Source organism: Chryseobacterium sp. Leaf394 (assembly GCF_001424105.1).
In the GTDB taxonomy this organism is placed as follows: Bacteria; Bacteroidota; Bacteroidia; order Flavobacteriales; family Weeksellaceae; genus Chryseobacterium.
This window is the reverse complement of the sequence record NZ_LMQH01000010.1, coordinates 244926-260932: the sequence shown is the minus strand read 5'-3', so window position 1 is coordinate 260932 and position 16007 is coordinate 244926. Positions and strand designations below refer to the sequence as shown.

At 37.1% G+C, this 16007-nt stretch carries 14 protein-coding genes; 4 read left to right on the top strand and 10 right to left on the bottom strand.

The features are described from left to right. Positions 1–59: 59 nt before the first annotated feature. From ASG21_RS03985 to ASG21_RS03970, 4 genes are all read left to right on the top strand, one after another. Positions 60–473, top strand: a complete 414-nt coding sequence (locus ASG21_RS03985) for a DUF1573 domain-containing protein (protein WP_056076217.1) — start codon at positions 60–62, stop codon at positions 471–473. Between the two features lie 160 nt (positions 474–633). Further along, a complete protein-coding gene (locus tag ASG21_RS03980) occupies positions 634–1515 on the top strand; it encodes an SDR family oxidoreductase (protein ID WP_056076214.1) in 882 nt (293 codons plus the stop codon). Between the two features lie 82 nt (positions 1516–1597). After that, positions 1598–3808, top strand: a complete 2211-nt coding sequence (locus ASG21_RS03975; RefSeq protein ID WP_056076211.1) for a M1 family metallopeptidase — start codon at positions 1598–1600, stop codon at positions 3806–3808. 324 nt (positions 3809–4132) lie between these two features. Next, on the top strand, positions 4133–4960 hold the full coding sequence (locus ASG21_RS03970; RefSeq protein ID WP_056076208.1) for an endonuclease/exonuclease/phosphatase family protein: 828 nt from the start codon (positions 4133–4135) through the stop codon (positions 4958–4960). A 34-nt stretch (positions 4961–4994) separates the two neighbouring features. Here ASG21_RS03970 and ASG21_RS03965 read toward each other — a convergent pair whose 3' ends face one another. The 10 genes from ASG21_RS03965 to cysS all read right to left on the bottom strand — a co-directional run bounded on the left by ASG21_RS03965 (position 4995) and on the right by cysS (position 15938). Further along, positions 4995–5639 (bottom strand): response regulator transcription factor, encoded by a 645-nt coding sequence (locus ASG21_RS03965; RefSeq protein WP_056076204.1) that lies wholly within the window; start codon positions 5637–5639, stop codon positions 4995–4997. A gap of 2 nt (positions 5640–5641) precedes the next feature. After that, on the bottom strand, positions 5642–6421 hold the full coding sequence (locus ASG21_RS03960; RefSeq protein WP_056076202.1) for an ATP-binding protein: 780 nt from the start codon (positions 6419–6421) through the stop codon (positions 5642–5644). Further along, on the bottom strand, positions 6400–7068 hold the full coding sequence (locus ASG21_RS03955) for a hypothetical protein (protein ID WP_056076199.1): 669 nt from the start codon (positions 7066–7068) through the stop codon (positions 6400–6402). The genes ASG21_RS03960 and ASG21_RS03955 overlap by 22 nt, the downstream gene beginning before the upstream one ends. A 12-nt stretch (positions 7069–7080) precedes the next feature. Next, positions 7081–7569, bottom strand: a complete 489-nt coding sequence (locus ASG21_RS03950; protein ID WP_056076196.1) for a hypothetical protein — start codon at positions 7567–7569, stop codon at positions 7081–7083. 168 nt (positions 7570–7737) lie between these two features. After that, the gene (locus ASG21_RS03945) at positions 7738–8247 is read right to left on the bottom strand and encodes a ferritin (RefSeq protein WP_056076193.1); all 510 of its coding nucleotides are present in this window, start codon (positions 8245–8247) and stop codon (positions 7738–7740) included. A gap of 192 nt (positions 8248–8439) precedes the next feature. Continuing rightward, a complete protein-coding gene (locus ASG21_RS03940; RefSeq protein ID WP_056076189.1) occupies positions 8440–8901 on the bottom strand; it encodes a hypothetical protein in 462 nt (153 codons plus the stop codon). Positions 8902–9082: 181 nt separating this feature from the next. After that, a complete protein-coding gene (locus ASG21_RS03935; RefSeq protein WP_185113704.1) occupies positions 9083–10135 on the bottom strand; it encodes a hypothetical protein in 1053 nt (350 codons plus the stop codon). 138 nt (positions 10136–10273) lie between these two features. Continuing rightward, the gene (locus ASG21_RS03930) at positions 10274–12925 is read right to left on the bottom strand and encodes a 4-alpha-glucanotransferase (protein ID WP_056076184.1); all 2652 of its coding nucleotides are present in this window, start codon (positions 12923–12925) and stop codon (positions 10274–10276) included. A gap of 126 nt (positions 12926–13051) precedes the next feature. After that, on the bottom strand, positions 13052–14218 hold the full coding sequence (locus ASG21_RS03925; RefSeq protein WP_056076181.1) for a T9SS type A sorting domain-containing protein: 1167 nt from the start codon (positions 14216–14218) through the stop codon (positions 13052–13054). 253 nt (positions 14219–14471) lie between these two features. Continuing rightward, a complete protein-coding gene (gene cysS / locus ASG21_RS03920; RefSeq protein WP_056076179.1) occupies positions 14472–15938 on the bottom strand; it encodes a cysteine--tRNA ligase in 1467 nt (488 codons plus the stop codon). Positions 15939–16007: the final 69 nt, after the last annotated feature.

Below are 16007 nucleotides of genomic sequence, written 5' to 3'. Positions count from 1 at the left end.
TTACATCAAAAGTTTGAATCACATTCCTTAAATTTAATATTAACAATAAATATAATTTTATGAAAAAATTGAAAATCTCCGCTTTATTGGCAGTTTTAGCATTCTCAACTTTCTATGCTGAAGTTCTGCCTGTTGCAAATAATGCAATAGTGAACGCAATCGCTGACGCTGTAAAATGGAAAGCGGAAACGATTGACGTAGGAAATATTCCTCAGGGAACTCCAAAACTGATCAAATTTGAATTTACAAATACTTCAAAAGCACCGATCATCATTGAGAACGTTGCACCATCTTGCGGATGTACAACTGCCGATTATACTAAAACTCCAATTGCACCAGGCAAAAAAGGATTTGTAGCAGCAAATTACAATGCAGCCAGCCCCGGAGCTTTTATTAAAACGGTAACCGTTACAACCAGCGACAGCAAAACTCCTAAAACTCTTTCTTTCAAAGGAACTGTTGTAGCAAAATAAAAATGTTCTATATATAAAAGTGTTGACAGCTCTGTAATCTTTACAGGGCTGTCTTTGCATCTGCCGGTGAAATCCGGTAACAGCTATTCACCACATTATTTATCTGAAATTTTTAAACTTCATCCGCTCAATATTTATTATTTTTAAGAAAAATAAATTTATGAATCAATATACACAGCCGATGCTGCGCGAAGGTGCCCTGAAAGATAAAGTTGCCATCGTGACCGGCGGAGGCAGCGGCCTTGGTAAAGCAATGACCAAATATTTCCTTGAATTGGGAGCCAAAGTAGTGATTACCTCAAGAAATTTAGAAAAACTTCAGGTTACAGCACAGGAACTGGAAGAGCAGACCGGCGGAAAAGTTCTCTGTGTTGCATGCGATGTAAGAAACTGGGACGAAGTAGAAGCGATGAAAGATGCAGCATTAAAAGAATTTGGTAAAATTGATATTCTTCTAAACAACGCAGCCGGAAACTTTATTTCGCCCACCGAAAGACTCACTCATTCCGCATTTGATTCTATTTTGGATATTGTTTTAAAAGGAACAAAAAACTGTACGCTGTCAGTCGGAAAACACTGGATTAATTCTAAAACTTCGGGAACAGTTTTAAATATTGTAACAACTTATGCCTGGACAGGTTCTGCCTACGTGGTACCGTCTGCCTGTGCCAAAGCAGGCGTTCTCGCAATGACCAGAAGTTTAGCTGTTGAATGGGCTAAGTATGGAATCCGATTTAATGCTATTGCTCCGGGACCTTTCCCTACCAAAGGCGCTTGGGACAGGTTGCTGCCTGGTGATTTACAGGAAAAATTTGATATGAGAAAAAAAGTTCCGTTGAGAAGAGTTGGTGAGCATCAGGAACTCGCGAATCTTGCGGCTTATCTGGTTTCGGATTATTCGGCTTACATGAATGGTGAAGTGGTAACCATTGACGGTGGAGAATGGCTGCAGGGCGCAGGAGAATTTAATATGCTTGAAGATATTCCTCAGGAAATGTGGGATGCCCTGGAAGCCATGATTAAATCTAAAAAATCAAACTAAAACTATTTACAGCTATTTGTTCCGGGATCTGTAACGATTCCGGGATTTTTTTTACTTATCATTTTAAATTAAACCTTTCCAGATGAATTTTAAATTCCCTACTAAAATTTTTGTTGCTGCTGTTTTTGCAGTTTCAGCTCAGTTTTCGGCTCAGGAAACACCAAAAGAATCTCCAAAATATGATTTCGTTGAAGCTTTTAAACCATTTTTCTATCCGCAAACCGGAACAGAAACGAGGTCAGCGAGCGGCCAGCCTGGTCATGCCTACTGGCAAAACTCTGCAGACTACAAACTTGACATCAGCCTTGATGAAAAGAAAAACGAACTTACCGGAAGTGCAGAAATTACCTACACCAATAACAGTCCGGATCAATTAAGTTTTCTTTGGCTTCAGCTTGATCAGAATTTGTTTGCTAAAGATTCGAGAGGAAATTCTGTTGTGCCTTTATCGGGAAGCAGAAACGGTGCTAAAGGGGAAGTTTTTGAGGGTGGATATAAAATCAAATCTGTTACTTACGATGGCAAACCTGTAAAATATACAGTTACAGACACAAGAATGCAGATTGATCTGCCGCAGCACCTTGCAGCTAAAGGAGGAAAAGCAAAAATTAAAGTTGAATATTCTTTCGTTTCTCCAAAATACGGTTCAGACAGAATGGGAATTGAAGAAACCAAAAACGGAAACATTTATACAATCGCTCAATGGTATCCGAGAATGTGCGTTTATGATGACGTGATGGGCTGGAACACCCTACCTTACCTCGGAGCTTCAGAATTTTATCTTGAATATGGTGACATTACAGCCAACATTACCGTTCCTTCAAATCACTATGTTGTAGCTTCTGGAGAGCTTTTAAACTCAAAAGAAGTTTATTCTAAAGAAGAAAATGACCGTTGGGACAAGGCAAGAAACTCTGATAAGACAGTTATGATCAGAACTGAATCTGACATCAAAAAAAATCAGGCATCAGGAACTAAGACCTGGAAATTTAAAATCAGTCAGACGAGAGATTTCGCATGGGCATCTTCTGCAGCATTTGTTTTGGATGCGGCAAAAATCAATCTTCCAAGTGGTAAAAAATCGATAGCAATCTCTGCTTACCCTGCAGAAAGTGCCGGTGATAAAGCCTGGGGAAGATCTACAGAATACACCAAAGCTTCCATAGAACATTATTCTAAAAAATGGTATGAATACACCTATCCTGCAGCTACCAACGTTGCCGGAAATGAAGGTGGAATGGAATATCCCGGAATCGTTTTCTGCCACATGGATTCTAAAGGTGAAGATCTGTGGGGCGTTACAGACCACGAGTTTGGGCACAACTGGTTCCCGATGATTGTAGGTTCCAATGAAAGATTATTTGCATGGATGGATGAAGGTTTCAACACATTCATCAACGAACTTTCTACGGAAGCATTCAACAAAGGCGAATATTATCAAAAGAAAAATATTGCACAGATGGGCGCATTTCTGACGAGTGATAATATTGAACCGATTATGGTTGGTCCTGATAACATGAAAGAAAGAAACATCGGAACTCTAGCTTACTACAAACCGGGAATGGGGCTTGGAATTTTGCGTGAATCTGTCTTAGGCCCGGAAAAATTTGATAAGGCTTTTAGAACCTATATCGAGAGATGGGCATTCAAACACCCTACTCCATGGGATTTCTTCCATACGATGGAAAACATATCGGGCGAGGAACTCAACTGGTTCTGGAGAGGTTGGTTTATCAACAAATGGAAAGTTGATCAGGCAATTAAAACTGTTAAATATGTAAACGGAGACTTTAAAAACGGTGCACAGGTTACCGTTGAAAACTTAGGACAACTACCGATGCCTACAACAGTTCAGCTTAAATTTAAAGATGGCACAACCGATATGGTAAAACTTCCGGTAGAAGTATGGAAGAGAAATAACGAATGGACTTTCAAAGTGAATTCCACGAAGGAAATCAGCGAGGTGAAACTTGATCCTAATGGTGAAATTCCTGACGTCAACTCAAAAAACAATACGTGGAGCTCGGCTCAGGCAGCACCCATAGAGAAAATCAATCCTAAAGATTTTGTCGGTACATTCAGCAACAAACAGGTTCCGGTTAAAATAGTTCTAACCGAAAAAGACGGACAGCTTTTTGCTCAGGCAACAGGTCAACAGGCTTTTCCATTGGAATATTTGGGCGACAACAAGTTTTCTTTTGAGATGGCTCAGATCGAAATTGTTTTCAGTAAAGACAAAAAATCTTTCAACATTGCACAAGGCGGCACAGATGTGAAATTTACAAAAGAGTAACAGCGCATTCGCATGATCATATATAACTCCGGAAATATCCGGAGTTTTTATTTTTACAAATTTTAATCTTTCTAAATCTTAGTTGTAAGTATGTTTTGATTAGAACAACCGAATCTTTTTTTCTAAACGTCAGTATCTTTCTATCAAAACGTCCGTATCTTTTCATTAAAACATCCGTATCTTTCTAACAAAACGGACGGACGTTTTTTACACATTGCAAAAGGCCTTTAATCCAAAAGGATGAAGGATGATTTAATTTTTAAATAATATATTTTAAAAGTCAGATTTCGATGCTAAGTTTTATTTTTGTTTTAAATTTAAAATATGAAAAAATTAATAATACTGTTCTCCGTTCTGAGCTTTTCAATGGCATTTTGTCAGGATTTAAAAGTAATGTCATTTAATATCAGACTGAATGTTGAATCTGATCAGGACAATGCGTGGCCGAAAAGAAAAGAGGAAGCGCTGGCACTTCTAGAATATTATCACCCAGATGTTCTGGGCGTTCAGGAAGCCTTACCTGAACAGATGAAAGATATGAAAACAGGTTTAAAAAACTACGATTTTGTAGGAGTCGGTCGCGATGACGGTAAGGAAAAAGGAGAATTTTCAGCTATATTTTTTGATACGCAAAAACTTCAGATTGTAAAATCCGGAACTTTCTGGCTTTCTGAAACGCCGGAGAAACCGTCAAAAGGCTGGGATGCTGCACTCAACAGAATCTGTACTTACGCCATATTTAAAGATTTAAAATCTAAAAAAAAATTTCTGGCGATGAACATTCATTTTGATCATGTAGGAAATTTGGCGAGAGTAAAATCTTCAGAATTGATTTTGAAAAAGGCAAAAGATTTAAATCCTAAAAATCTTCCTTTAGTTTTGACCGGAGATTTCAATTTAACCGAAGATACTGAGCCTGTAAAAATATTATCTCAAAATCTGAAAGATACTTTTTACCATTCAGAAAAGAAACATTACGGTCCGAAGGGTACGTTTACCGGTTTTAATATCAATGAAGTTCCCAAAGACAGAATTGATTATATTTTTGTAAAAGGTTTTAAAATTAAATCTCACCGTCACATCAATGACAGACGTGAAAATCTGCTGTATCCGTCAGACCACTTTCCGGTTTTGTCTGAACTGAGTTTTTAAATAAAAAAAAGTTGCTTTCTTTGAGCAACTTTTTTTATGTTTCGGCAAAACCGTTTTTTATTGCAAATATGGCGAGGCCAACGCGGGTTTTCAGATCAAATTTTTCACAGAGTGCATCGCGGTAACTCTCAACAGTTCTCGGACTGCAGCCCATTTCGATAGCAATTTCTTTGTAACTCAATTCTGTAGCGGCATAACTCAGAAATTCCTTTTCACGCTCTGAAATTTTTGTTCCTTTGATGCTTTTCGTTTGACCTTTAGCATTTGAAAATATAATTTTCGAAGCCCAGTCAGGGTAATAAAATCCTTCTTTCGCTAATTCTGAAAGTGCATTTTCGAGATCTTTAGGATGTGAGTTTTTCAGAAGATAACCTTTGGCTCCGTTCTTAATCATTCTGATGACACTCTGGTCGTCATCCTGCATACTTAGTGCCATCACCTTTATTTCGGGATGATTTTCGGTAAGCCAAAGTGCGGTTTCAAAGCCATCCATGACCGGCATACTGATGTCAAGAAGGATGATCTCGGGAATTCTCCGGTTGGCAGCAAATTTATCGATGAGATCCTGACCGTTTTCTGCACAGTAAATAACTTCAAAATCTGCGAAATTATCGATAATTCCTTCCAGCGCTTTTGCGATCAGAGTATGATCGTCTACAAGAACAATTGTTTTTTTCATGGTTATTTGTTTAAAACAATTTTAAGCGAAGTTCCAATATTTTTTTCACTTGTCAAAGTAAAATCAGCACCAATGATTTTTGCACGGTTTTTCATATTGGTGAGTCCAATTCCATTGGATTTAATCTCGTCGGTATCGAAGCCTTTTCCGTCATCTTTAATAGAAAGCTCCCACTCTGTTTCTTCATCAGATTTTAGATTGATAAAAACATTTTTGCATTCAGAATGCTTCATACTGTTTTGGATAAACTCCTGAATAATTCTTAATACGACGCTTTTATGTTCAAAATTCAAATCTGAATCCTCAAAATTATGCTCAAATGAAACTTTGCATTTTTTCACAGCATTGGCAACACTGACCTCATCCCGAATCAGATCAGTAATTTTGATGCGGCTGATTTTATTATCGGTAAGTGATTTGGAAAGACTCCTGAGCTCATGAATCGACTGGTTTACAATCTCTGAAACCTGCTCAATCCTTTCGTTCACATCAGGGACTTTATTCTCGTGCAGAAGCTGTTGGGTATAAAGACTTACAAGGGTAAGTTTCTGCCCGATATTGTCATGCAGCTCACGCCCGATCTGACTCATGGTAGACTGCTGAATTTCAAGCTGGGTAGCCAGAAGTTCTTTCTGATGAATTTCATTTTTAATCTGAATTTCTGCGAGATACTCCTTCTTTCTCTGCTTGTATTTTCTAATGTAGACCATTATTGCAATAATAAATCCTAAAAAGAAAAAATTAAAAAGTATAACGGTAATTAAGAGCTCTGTTTTTTCCATACCTCAGCATTTTCTTTTCCTAAAATAAATGAAACCGCAAATAAAGTGTACATCACAATACCCGAAATCTGAAAGTAAATATAGTAAATACTGAATAAATCTTTAAGCTGAGCAAACACGCTCCAGAAAGAAAACAAAGGCAATGTTCCTATATAAAAAACAGTCACTCCCCAGTTGATATAAAAGAATCGGTTATCACTGAAATTCAGGATATTTGATGAATTTACCTGCCGGTAATATTCAAGAATAACGAGGTAAAGCAAAAACAGCGAGCCTAAAGTATAATTGAGGGAAAACACAATCTTCTTTGAATTGAACAGGATTTCATGTGGTATATACGAAAGAATATATAAAACTGAAAATGTATAAAAAAGTTTCGGCCTTTTAAACAATTTTGCGGCATATAGCCAATAGAAAAACAGGAACTGTGCAGGAATCACAAGATAATTGTAAAACTGAACTTTACCGTCTCTTGAAAATATATCTTGCTCTGCCAAGGTCTCGCTGAGGAAGATAAAGACAAGATATATGGCAAAATATTTCCAATACGTATTTTTCAACCTTGGAAGATACAGTAATGCCACCAAAGCTGCCAAGCCCTCGCTTCCGTAAAAAACATAATCTAAAATATGCCGAAAAAATTCCATGTACTGTTAATTTTAATATGATTCTCCATCACAATTATCTGGAGGCGCAAGACTGCCGTGATTTTGAGCCATTGCATTCACTGTAGCCAAAGCAAGTCTTCTGTCGTCAGTGCTTTCTAATGGATTAAAATCTCTGTGAATTGTCTGCCCAGATGAACTGTCTTTTTTGGTCGGAATCATAATGAGGGTATGGCATTTGTGATATTCTTTTTTAATATCTGCATCCTCACAATTCTCTGGATACGCCGCGTAATACATTCTTATTCCCAGATCTGCATCCGTAACCGATGAATCTGAACTTCCTGCCAAATTTTCTATATCAGCTATAAATTTTTTGAGCTTAGGCAGATCAAACCAAATCGAATGAGCATCTTTTACTCCCAGATTATCAGCTGTACATTGCAGCTGATTGGTTCTGTACTGTTCTACTGCGGCTTTAATAAAATCTGCACTCAGGCTGTTTGCGCCGCCTCTTTCTCTTCTGTCAAATTCTTGTCCCATAATGTTAATTAGTTTTCTACAAAAATGAAGAAAATTCAGTTACTAAAAAACAGTATTTTCCCTATTTCACTACCGTATTTTTACGGATATCATTTTTAAGTTAAATCCAGACAAAGAAAAACCCCGAAAAATGAATTTTCAGGGTTTAGAATATTTAATTTTAAAATCTTATGCTTTTGTGTCCGGAACAAATTTTCTTGTTGCCAGCTCCTGGTCAAAAAGGTATAAAGCTGAAGGGTTGTCGCAAACCATTTTGATTTTGGTTACATATTGTGAAGCACTTGCTTCCTCTTCTACCTGCTCGTTGATGAACCACTGAAGGAAAGATGTTGTAGCAAAATCTCCTTCGTCATTGGCATTTTTCACGATATTGAAAATACTTCTTGTTACTTTTTTTTCGTGCTCCAAAGCTTTTTCGAAGATATCTGTTGCATTAAGAAACTCGTGAGGAGGTTTTGCAATTTCGCCGATGATGATTTCTCCGCCTACGTCATTTAAATAGTCAAACATTTTGTCTGCGTGCATCAGTTCTTCTTTGCTCTGAACTCTGAAGTAATTGGCAATTCCGTCAAGATCTCTTGCAGAAAACCATGCAGACATTGAAAGATAATATTGAGCAGCATATTGCTCGTGTGCTATTTGTTCGTTTATAAGTTGTGCAATTTTTTCGCTTACCATAATTTTTAATTTATCATCAAATTTACGGAATATAAGGCGGTTGGTAAAACGATGAAAGAAATTTAATTTTAGATTAGATAAAAACTAGGCTTCAGATTTTCCTTCATCCGACTTTCTGATTTGAGTAAAAAAAAGAGCGGAAAATAAATTTTCCGCTCAAACCACACATTAAAAAATCAAATTATGAACTCACTATTTGGTAGGCTCCACTGCCGGTCTCATTGGCTTGTGGTGAGGTCTGTCGCCTTTTTTTCTGTCTTTCATTGCCATTTTTCGCTGTTCCATCTTTGCGTTTCTGTCGGCTTCCCATTTTTTGTACTGTTCAGGATTCAGAATGCTTTTCATTTCGTTATCCATTTGTGCTCTTTTGTCTTTCATCTCCTTCATCTTCGCCATTCTCATATCTTTATTTTTATCGAAATCAGCCTTTCTTTCTGCTCTTTTCTTGTCATGGAGTGCCTGAACTTTGGCAACCTGATCTTTAGATAAATTCAGATCTTTCTGCATTTTATCCAAATGATCCTTTTCTCTCTGTTGCATCTTCTGCTGCATTTCAGCTCTTTTAGCTTCTCTCTGTTCAGGTGTAGGTGCTTGCTGAGCCATTGCCAAACTTCCGAATCCTACTAATGCGATTGATAATATTAATTTTTTCATTTTATTAAAGGTTTAATTAATTGTTTTGTATTGGTTTGATATAGATTTTATTTAAAAGTTAAAAATTAATTTCATAAAAAATGTTAAATTTAATTATTAATAATTCACCCATAATTACAAATAAAAAGAGAGTAGGCAACAAAACCTACTCTCTACACCACTCAAATATAATATATGAAAACTAATTTCCTGCTAAACGGGTTCTGAACCCTCCACTTCTTTCTCCACCACCGGAATTTCCTCTTCCAGAAGGGCTTTCACTTCTCTGTGGCTTCGATTCTCCTCCATTTCTAAAACCTCCACCTGATCTAGGTGCACTGCTCTCGTTTCTTGGCGCACGGGTTTCATTTCTAAATCCTCCACTTCTCGGTGTGCTGCTTTCAGTTCTCGGCTGACTGCTTTCATTTCTGAATCCACCACCTCTCGGCTGGCTGTTCTCTGATCTCGGCTTACTGCTTTCATTTCTAAAACCGCCATTGCTTCGAGGTTGAGAATTGCTGTTGTCTCTGAAACCTCCATTTGAAGGTCTTGTTCCCGGGTTGTTATTATCTCTGAAACCACCGTTCGGATTTCTTGTCCCGCTGTTTCCTGCATTTCCTCTGAAACCTGATTCGGAATTATTTCTGAAGCCCGAACCTCTCACTACATTTAGTGTAGGATTTGCTGTTCTTCTGAATTCTGTTCTGTTAACTTTATAAATATTGATATTTACATTTCGGTATCGAGGCATCACTCTGAATCTTGGCGCATAATAACTTCTTCTGTAATTCTGGAAATAAACAATCGGCGCATTTCCTCTGTAATAGTTATTCTGGAAAACCATAAAAACTCTCGGTCCCATAATTCTTTCCAAAGCGTAGAATCTGTCGTAATACCATCTGTCCGGATTGTAACTGTAGAAATTATTCCATGTTGCAAAATTACTGTAGAGGCTGTTCAGATATAAAATCTGATCGATTTGCCATCTCGTTAATCTGTTCTGTCTGAAAAACACATTCCAGTTGATATTGGTAACTGAGTTTCTGTAATCGTTGTAATAGCTCTGATAATAATCCTGCGGATAGTAATCCTGCGGATAATTGTAGTAATAATCATCAGGGAAATAATTCTGATCGTCTTCATCACTGTAATATCCGTCAGAGTAACCATTATCTCCGTATCCGTAATTTGGATATTGCTGAGCCATCGACAAAGTCGCAAATCCCAAAGCAAATCCCAAAAGTATTTTTTTCATTTCTATAATCATTAATTGTTTATAATGTTTTGAATCTCTCAATTCTATCTTTTGGATATAGGAAAAAAAAAGAAGTTAAATCTTTCGATAAAACTTCTTTTAATTTAAATTTAAACAACTGATAATCAGTTGTTAAATTTATAATCTTCCACTGTCTTCAATCCAGTTTTTAATCTTTGAATTGAAGTTTTCTTCTTTATTGAGTTCTTCAATACCCACATGCATTCTGTATCTCCAGTAGTGCGGGAAAACAGCTGGATTATTAATTCTTTCATTATCAATCTTCGGATTTGAAAGTGATTCTTCCGTTGCCAAAAACTCCTGAATCGGGAATATTGCCAGCATAGAATCATTGTAAAGATGCTGCTTCATAATGATTTCAGCCAAGTAGGGTTCTAAGCTGTCGGGAGCCTTTCCGTATTGGTTGAGCTGCTCATTGAAGTACTTCTGTGTAAGTTCAGAATCCTCTTTCCACCACTGTCTCAGAGTAGAACTGTCGTGTGAAGAAGCTGTTACAACATTCATGTAATCCGCACGCTTGGGATTGTAAAAAGGTACATTTTCGGAAGGCATTCTCTGCACTTTTAAAGCCACAATTGCCAGCTCATCCATCACCACAGGCACACAGTCCGGAACAAGACCGAGATCTTCACCGCAGATCAGCATTTCTGTAGCATTCAGGATTACAGGAAGTTTTTCCATCGCTTTTTCGTACCATAAACCATCCTGTCTTTTGAAGAAATAGTCGTTATAAAGATGGTAGATCGTCCGTTTTTCCCAATCAGATAAATACTGGTAAGATTCTGTTTTATATACATTAAATCGTGGATGGTAAACCGTTTCTCGATCTTTTTCTTCCGTTAAAAAAAGAACATTTGCCGCCAGAGAAATTAACTGCTCGCCGATATCTACATTAGGTTTCTTCTTAAAATGATCTGACAGCTTTCTCTGAGTATCAAATTCAGGTTTAAAAGTGTACGTACCATCAGGATTATGATTCAGATATTCCAAAGCTCTGGTGTGGTTTTCACCAAAATATTTCCAGAGGATATGATCGTTAATATAAGGTTTGCAGTAACGGTCAAAATCAAACGGCAGATGAAGATTTCTGAATTCTTCCTCAGTTACAGGAACCGCAGGATAAAAATACCCCAAAATCCCCTGCGTTGCCGAAATCGGCATTCTCCAGATTCTGAAAAATCCAAGAATATGATCAATTCTCATCGCATCAAAATACTGCTCCAAAGCTTTGAATCTGTTTTTCCACCATTGGTAGCCGTCATTTTTCATCGCTTCCCAATTGTAGGTCGGAAATTCCCAGTTTTGACCTAAATCTGTAAACTGATCCGGCGGTGCTCCTGCCTGAAAATCCATTCCGAATAATTCAGGTTCTGTCCACGCTTCCACGGAATAACGGTAAATTCCGATCGGCAGATCTCCTTTAATGGAAATCCCCAGACCGTGCATGTAATCAACCGCATCTTTCAACTGCTTATGAAGCTGAAACTGCACCCATGAATGAAGCATAACCGCCTCGTAATCTTTATTTTTAGCCGTAAAAAGCTGAGAAATTTTACCTGCGATATACTTTTTATGCGTTTTCCACTCTCCGAAATTCGGGGTTTTGTATTTATCTCTTAAAACACAAAATGATGCATAAGGTACAAGCCAGCTTTCGTTATCTTTTATGAACTTTTTAAAATTTCTGTCCTTAAAAATCTTTTCTTTCTGCTCCTCAAAAACCGCTTTTATAAATTTCCATTTCCCGGAAATCATTTTTTCGTAATCGATGAGTTCTAGGGAATTCAATTCTTCTTTCTGAACACTGTATTCTTTAACTAAATCCTTCGGCAGAGCATAATCAAGTTTTTCCAAAGAAAGATATTGTGGATGCAGAGCGTAAACTGACACCGCTGCGTAAGGATAAGAATCTGTCCACGTGTAATTTGCCGTCGTATCGTTGATTGGTAATATCTGAATGATGCCTAAACCTGTTTCATTGTTCCAGTCAGCCAGTTTTTTCAAGTCCGGGAATTCACCTACACCGAAACCGTCTTCAGTTCTCAGTGAAAAAACCGGTACCGCAACACCGGCGTCATGGTACATCTGATAAGATTTAAACTTAAAATAATGATCCGAAACGATGTGCAGAACCTCTTTGTTTGAATTCGGGTAAACCAATCTGTTAGCCCCAGATTCTACATCGATGATTTTATTCTGCTCACTGTCAAAAATGCAGTATTTATACTCTACAGGATAATGTTCTGAAATTTCTACCGAAACTTCCCAAACGCCAAAATCGGTTTGAGAAAAAACGACTGCCCTGTTGTAATCCCAATTTCCAAGTGATTCTGAACTTCCGAAAAGTGCTATCTTCCAGTTAGGATGATAAACTGGTGCAGCAATTTTGAAAAGATGGGTATGTTTTTTTAGAATGCTGTTTTTTTCAGGTTTAAAACCTGTCAGCTTGTTTTTAAGAATCTTGTTGGTAAGATAATTTTCCGGAAAGTTTTTTTTGTTCCAGACATCAGAGATCACAAACTCTTTGTACGTGTGCGGAAATGATAGCTCATGATTAACTCCCTCTTCAGAAATAACGTTGCCCTGTTCATCTTTTACGCAATATTTGTATGAGATGTTTTTAGAAAAAAAATCAACTTCCGTTTTCCAGACACCAAATTCTGTTGTCTGCATCTGGTGATCGTGCTTCCCTTGATCATCGGAATTGATTGAAACAAATAAATTTTCTCCCTGTTTTGCAATATATCTTATACTAAAATATAATTTCATCTATCTATTTTTGGATAAAAATAGTGTTTTATAACGTAAAACAACTGATTTTCTGCATCAATTATTTATTAAAAAGCCCCTCAAATTAAAATTTGAGAGGCACACATATAAATGGCAAAATTGAAGCTATTTAGTTTTAAGAACTTTTTTCGAAGCAATTACTTTTCCTGAATTATCAAAAATACTTACGAGATAAGCACCTTGAGAAAGATTGGACAATTCAATTTTTTCATTAAGATTTCCGTCTTTCACAGAGATTTTTCTGCTCAAAACATTTTTACCTGAAAGATCAAAAATATCAACTTTTATATTTCCTTTGATTTTTGTCTGATTTAAATTGACGTAAATGAAATTCTCATCCACTCTTGTCGGATAGATTTCAGCATTGATTATCGGAGTAGTTTCAACTGCTTTTCTGTCATTCAGAAAATATTTGCTCGCCAGATCATAAATATGAAGATTGGTTTCTCCAGCCAACTGTTTTGCTTCCAGACTTTCGAAATTCACTTCAAATAAAGCATTACCTTTAGCACTTGCCACCACGATTTTACCTTTGGAATTTACTGCAGCACCATTAACTGAATAATTTTCAGGAAGACCAGAGACTTTACCTAAAAAGTAGGCTTCAAGATTTTTAGGAGACACTTTAAACACGTTGCCTGAAGCAGCAAAAACATAAAAATTACCTTCTGCATCCGAAATCATATCCCCACCAAAACCAGTCTCCATTGCTGTAAACGAGTTTTTACCATTGGAAGCGGCATCTTTCACAATACCTAAATCTAAAACAGAATACTGTCCGTTTTTCTTTGAAATCTGCAGCAATTGTGTTCCGGCATTATTCAGTGCATAAACAGCTCCATCGTAGCCTAAAGTCATTCTTGTAATGTGAGAATTAATGTCGCAGGATGTTACCTTTGCTACATTATTTTCAACCAAAGTAATTTGCTTTGTTTTCTGATTCAAAACGTAAATATTTGAAGAAAACATAGGCATATAAATCAGATTTTCCTGTGATAAATCTGTAGCGAGTGCAGCCAGATTCATCGCCTGAGAATTTCCGTAAGAAGCTTTATCTTCAGCAACTTTCGTTCTGGAATTTTGTGAAAACACTTCAGATTGCGAAACAGATGTGAAAATCTGTGTTCCTGAACCGCCATCCGTATTCATCGCACGGATGTCGTTGAACTCAATTCTTGGAGAATCTTTACCTGCCAGCGCAAAAAAGTCTTGCTGTGCATTGACTGTATTTCCGAGTACCAACAGAACAATAGGGAATAAAAGTTTTTTCATATTTTCAATATTTAAATTGTAATTGTTTTAGTCTTACTAAGTTAAACATTTTTTGAATTGGAAAGAATTTTTTTTTAGGTTGAGGCTAAGGTTAAGGTTGAGGTTGAGGTTGAGGTTGAGGCCATGATTGAGAATATTTCATTTGTTAATGGCACAAAAAATCCCGCAGATTTTAGAGCTCAGGCAACAAATTACTTTTTTAAATCTGCTGCATGCAAAAAATCTGCGGGAGATGTATTTAGGAGAAATCCTTTTAATTTAAAACATATGAAGTTCCGTCTCTTCCGTCTTTCAGTTCAATTCCTTCAGCTAAAAGTTTGTCTCTGATCTGGTCTGAAAGCTCAAAGTTTTTAGATTTTCTTGCCTGATTTCTCAGTTCGATTAAAACCTGTAACGTCTGATCCAGCTTTTCATTATTATTTTCTTCAATTGCCTGAAGACCCAGAACATCGAATATCAAAGCATTTAAAGTTGATTTTAAATCTGCTAAATCGTCGGTAGAAACTGTTTCTTTTTCCTCTTTTAAAGCAAAAATAAATTTCACAGCTTCAAATAAATGTGCAATCAAAACCGGAGAGTTGAAATCGTCTGTCAGAGCATCATACGCTTTGGCTTTCCATTCCTTCAGATTAAAACCAGATTCTTTTTGATCATTTGGCGTAATTGAATTTAAAACTTTTACCGCCTCCATCATTCTTGTGAAACCTTTTTCGCTGGCCAGCATTGCGTCATTGGAAATATCCAAAACACTTCTGTAGTGCGCCTGAAGAAAGCAGAAACGAACGATTGTAGGATGAAAAGGTTTTTCGAAAAAATCGTTTTCACCTGAAACCAACTGTTTAGGTAAAATATAATTTCCAGTTGACTTGCTCATACGCTGTGAATTCATGGTCAGCATGTTGGCGTGCATCCAGTAATTAACCGGTTCAACTTCATTGCAGGCTTTTCCCTGTGCGATTTCACATTCATGGTGTGGGAATTTTAAATCCATTCCACCTCCGTGGATATCGAATTTGTCGCCCAGATATTTCGTGCTCATCGCAGTACATTCAAGGTGCCATCCCGGAAAACCTTCTCCCCAGGGAGAATTCCAACGCATGATGTGAGCAGGAGAAGCTTTTTTCCACAAGGCAAAATCCTGTGGGTTTTTCTTTTCGCCCTGTCCGTCAAGATCTCTGGTGTTGGCAAAAAGTTCTTCAATATTACGTTTTGAAAGTTCACCGTAATTCAAACCTCTTTTGTTGTATTCTAAAACATCAAAATAAACTGAACCGTTGCTTTCGTAAGCAAAACCTTTTTCGATTAATTTCTGAGTCAGTTCGATTTGTTCAACAATGTGACCGGTTGCTGTAGGTTCAATATTTGGCGGCAGAAGATTGAACATTTCCAGAACTTTATGAAAATCGACTGTATATTTCTGCACGATTTCCATGGGTTCCAGTTTTTCAAGACGGGTCTGCTTCACGAAACGGTCGTTGTTGACGTCTCCATCGTCAGTTAAATGCCCAGCATCAGTAATATTTCTTACGTAACGAACTTTATATCCCAAATGCATTAAGCTTCGGTAAATAAAATCGAAAGAAAGAAAAGTTCGCACATTTCCCAAGTGCACATTGCTGTAAACCGTCGGTCCACAAACGTACATCCCGACATTATTTTCGTGGATTGGTGTGAATATTTCTTTTTCCGCTGTGAGCGAATTGTATATTTTTAATTGCATTATTTGATTTGAAATTTGAGGTTTGAAATTTGAAATTAATTCATTACAAATTAGCCACAACAAATAATG

Excerpts from the sequence above, each read along its gene's own strand:
- ASG21_RS03935 (WP_185113704.1), bottom strand. The coding sequence starts at position 10,135 with ATGAAAAAAATACTTTTGGGATTTGCTTTGGGATTTGCGACTTTGTCG.
- ASG21_RS03975 (WP_056076211.1), top strand. The coding sequence starts at position 1,598 with ATGAATTTTAAATTCCCTACTAAAATTTTTGTTGCTGCTGTTTTTGCA.
- ASG21_RS03985 (WP_056076217.1), top strand. The coding sequence starts at position 60 with ATGAAAAAATTGAAAATCTCCGCTTTATTGGCAGTTTTAGCATTCTCA.
- ASG21_RS03930 (WP_056076184.1), bottom strand. The coding sequence starts at position 12,925 with ATGAAATTATATTTTAGTATAAGATATATTGCAAAACAGGGAGAAAAT.
- ASG21_RS03980 (WP_056076214.1), top strand. The coding sequence starts at position 634 with ATGAATCAATATACACAGCCGATGCTGCGCGAAGGTGCCCTGAAAGAT.
- ASG21_RS03960 (WP_056076202.1), bottom strand. The coding sequence starts at position 6,421 with ATGGAAAAAACAGAGCTCTTAATTACCGTTATACTTTTTAATTTTTTC.
- ASG21_RS03955 (WP_056076199.1), bottom strand. The coding sequence starts at position 7,068 with ATGGAATTTTTTCGGCATATTTTAGATTATGTTTTTTACGGAAGCGAG.
- ASG21_RS03965 (WP_056076204.1), bottom strand. The coding sequence starts at position 5,639 with ATGAAAAAAACAATTGTTCTTGTAGACGATCATACTCTGATCGCAAAA.
- ASG21_RS03945 (WP_056076193.1), bottom strand. The coding sequence starts at position 8,247 with ATGGTAAGCGAAAAAATTGCACAACTTATAAACGAACAAATAGCACAC.
- ASG21_RS03940 (WP_056076189.1), bottom strand. The coding sequence starts at position 8,901 with ATGAAAAAATTAATATTATCAATCGCATTAGTAGGATTCGGAAGTTTG.
- ASG21_RS03970 (WP_056076208.1), top strand. The coding sequence starts at position 4,133 with ATGAAAAAATTAATAATACTGTTCTCCGTTCTGAGCTTTTCAATGGCA.
- cysS (WP_056076179.1), bottom strand. The coding sequence starts at position 15,938 with ATGCAATTAAAAATATACAATTCGCTCACAGCGGAAAAAGAAATATTC.
- ASG21_RS03925 (WP_056076181.1), bottom strand. The coding sequence starts at position 14,218 with ATGAAAAAACTTTTATTCCCTATTGTTCTGTTGGTACTCGGAAATACA.
- ASG21_RS03950 (WP_056076196.1), bottom strand. The coding sequence starts at position 7,569 with ATGGGACAAGAATTTGACAGAAGAGAAAGAGGCGGCGCAAACAGCCTG.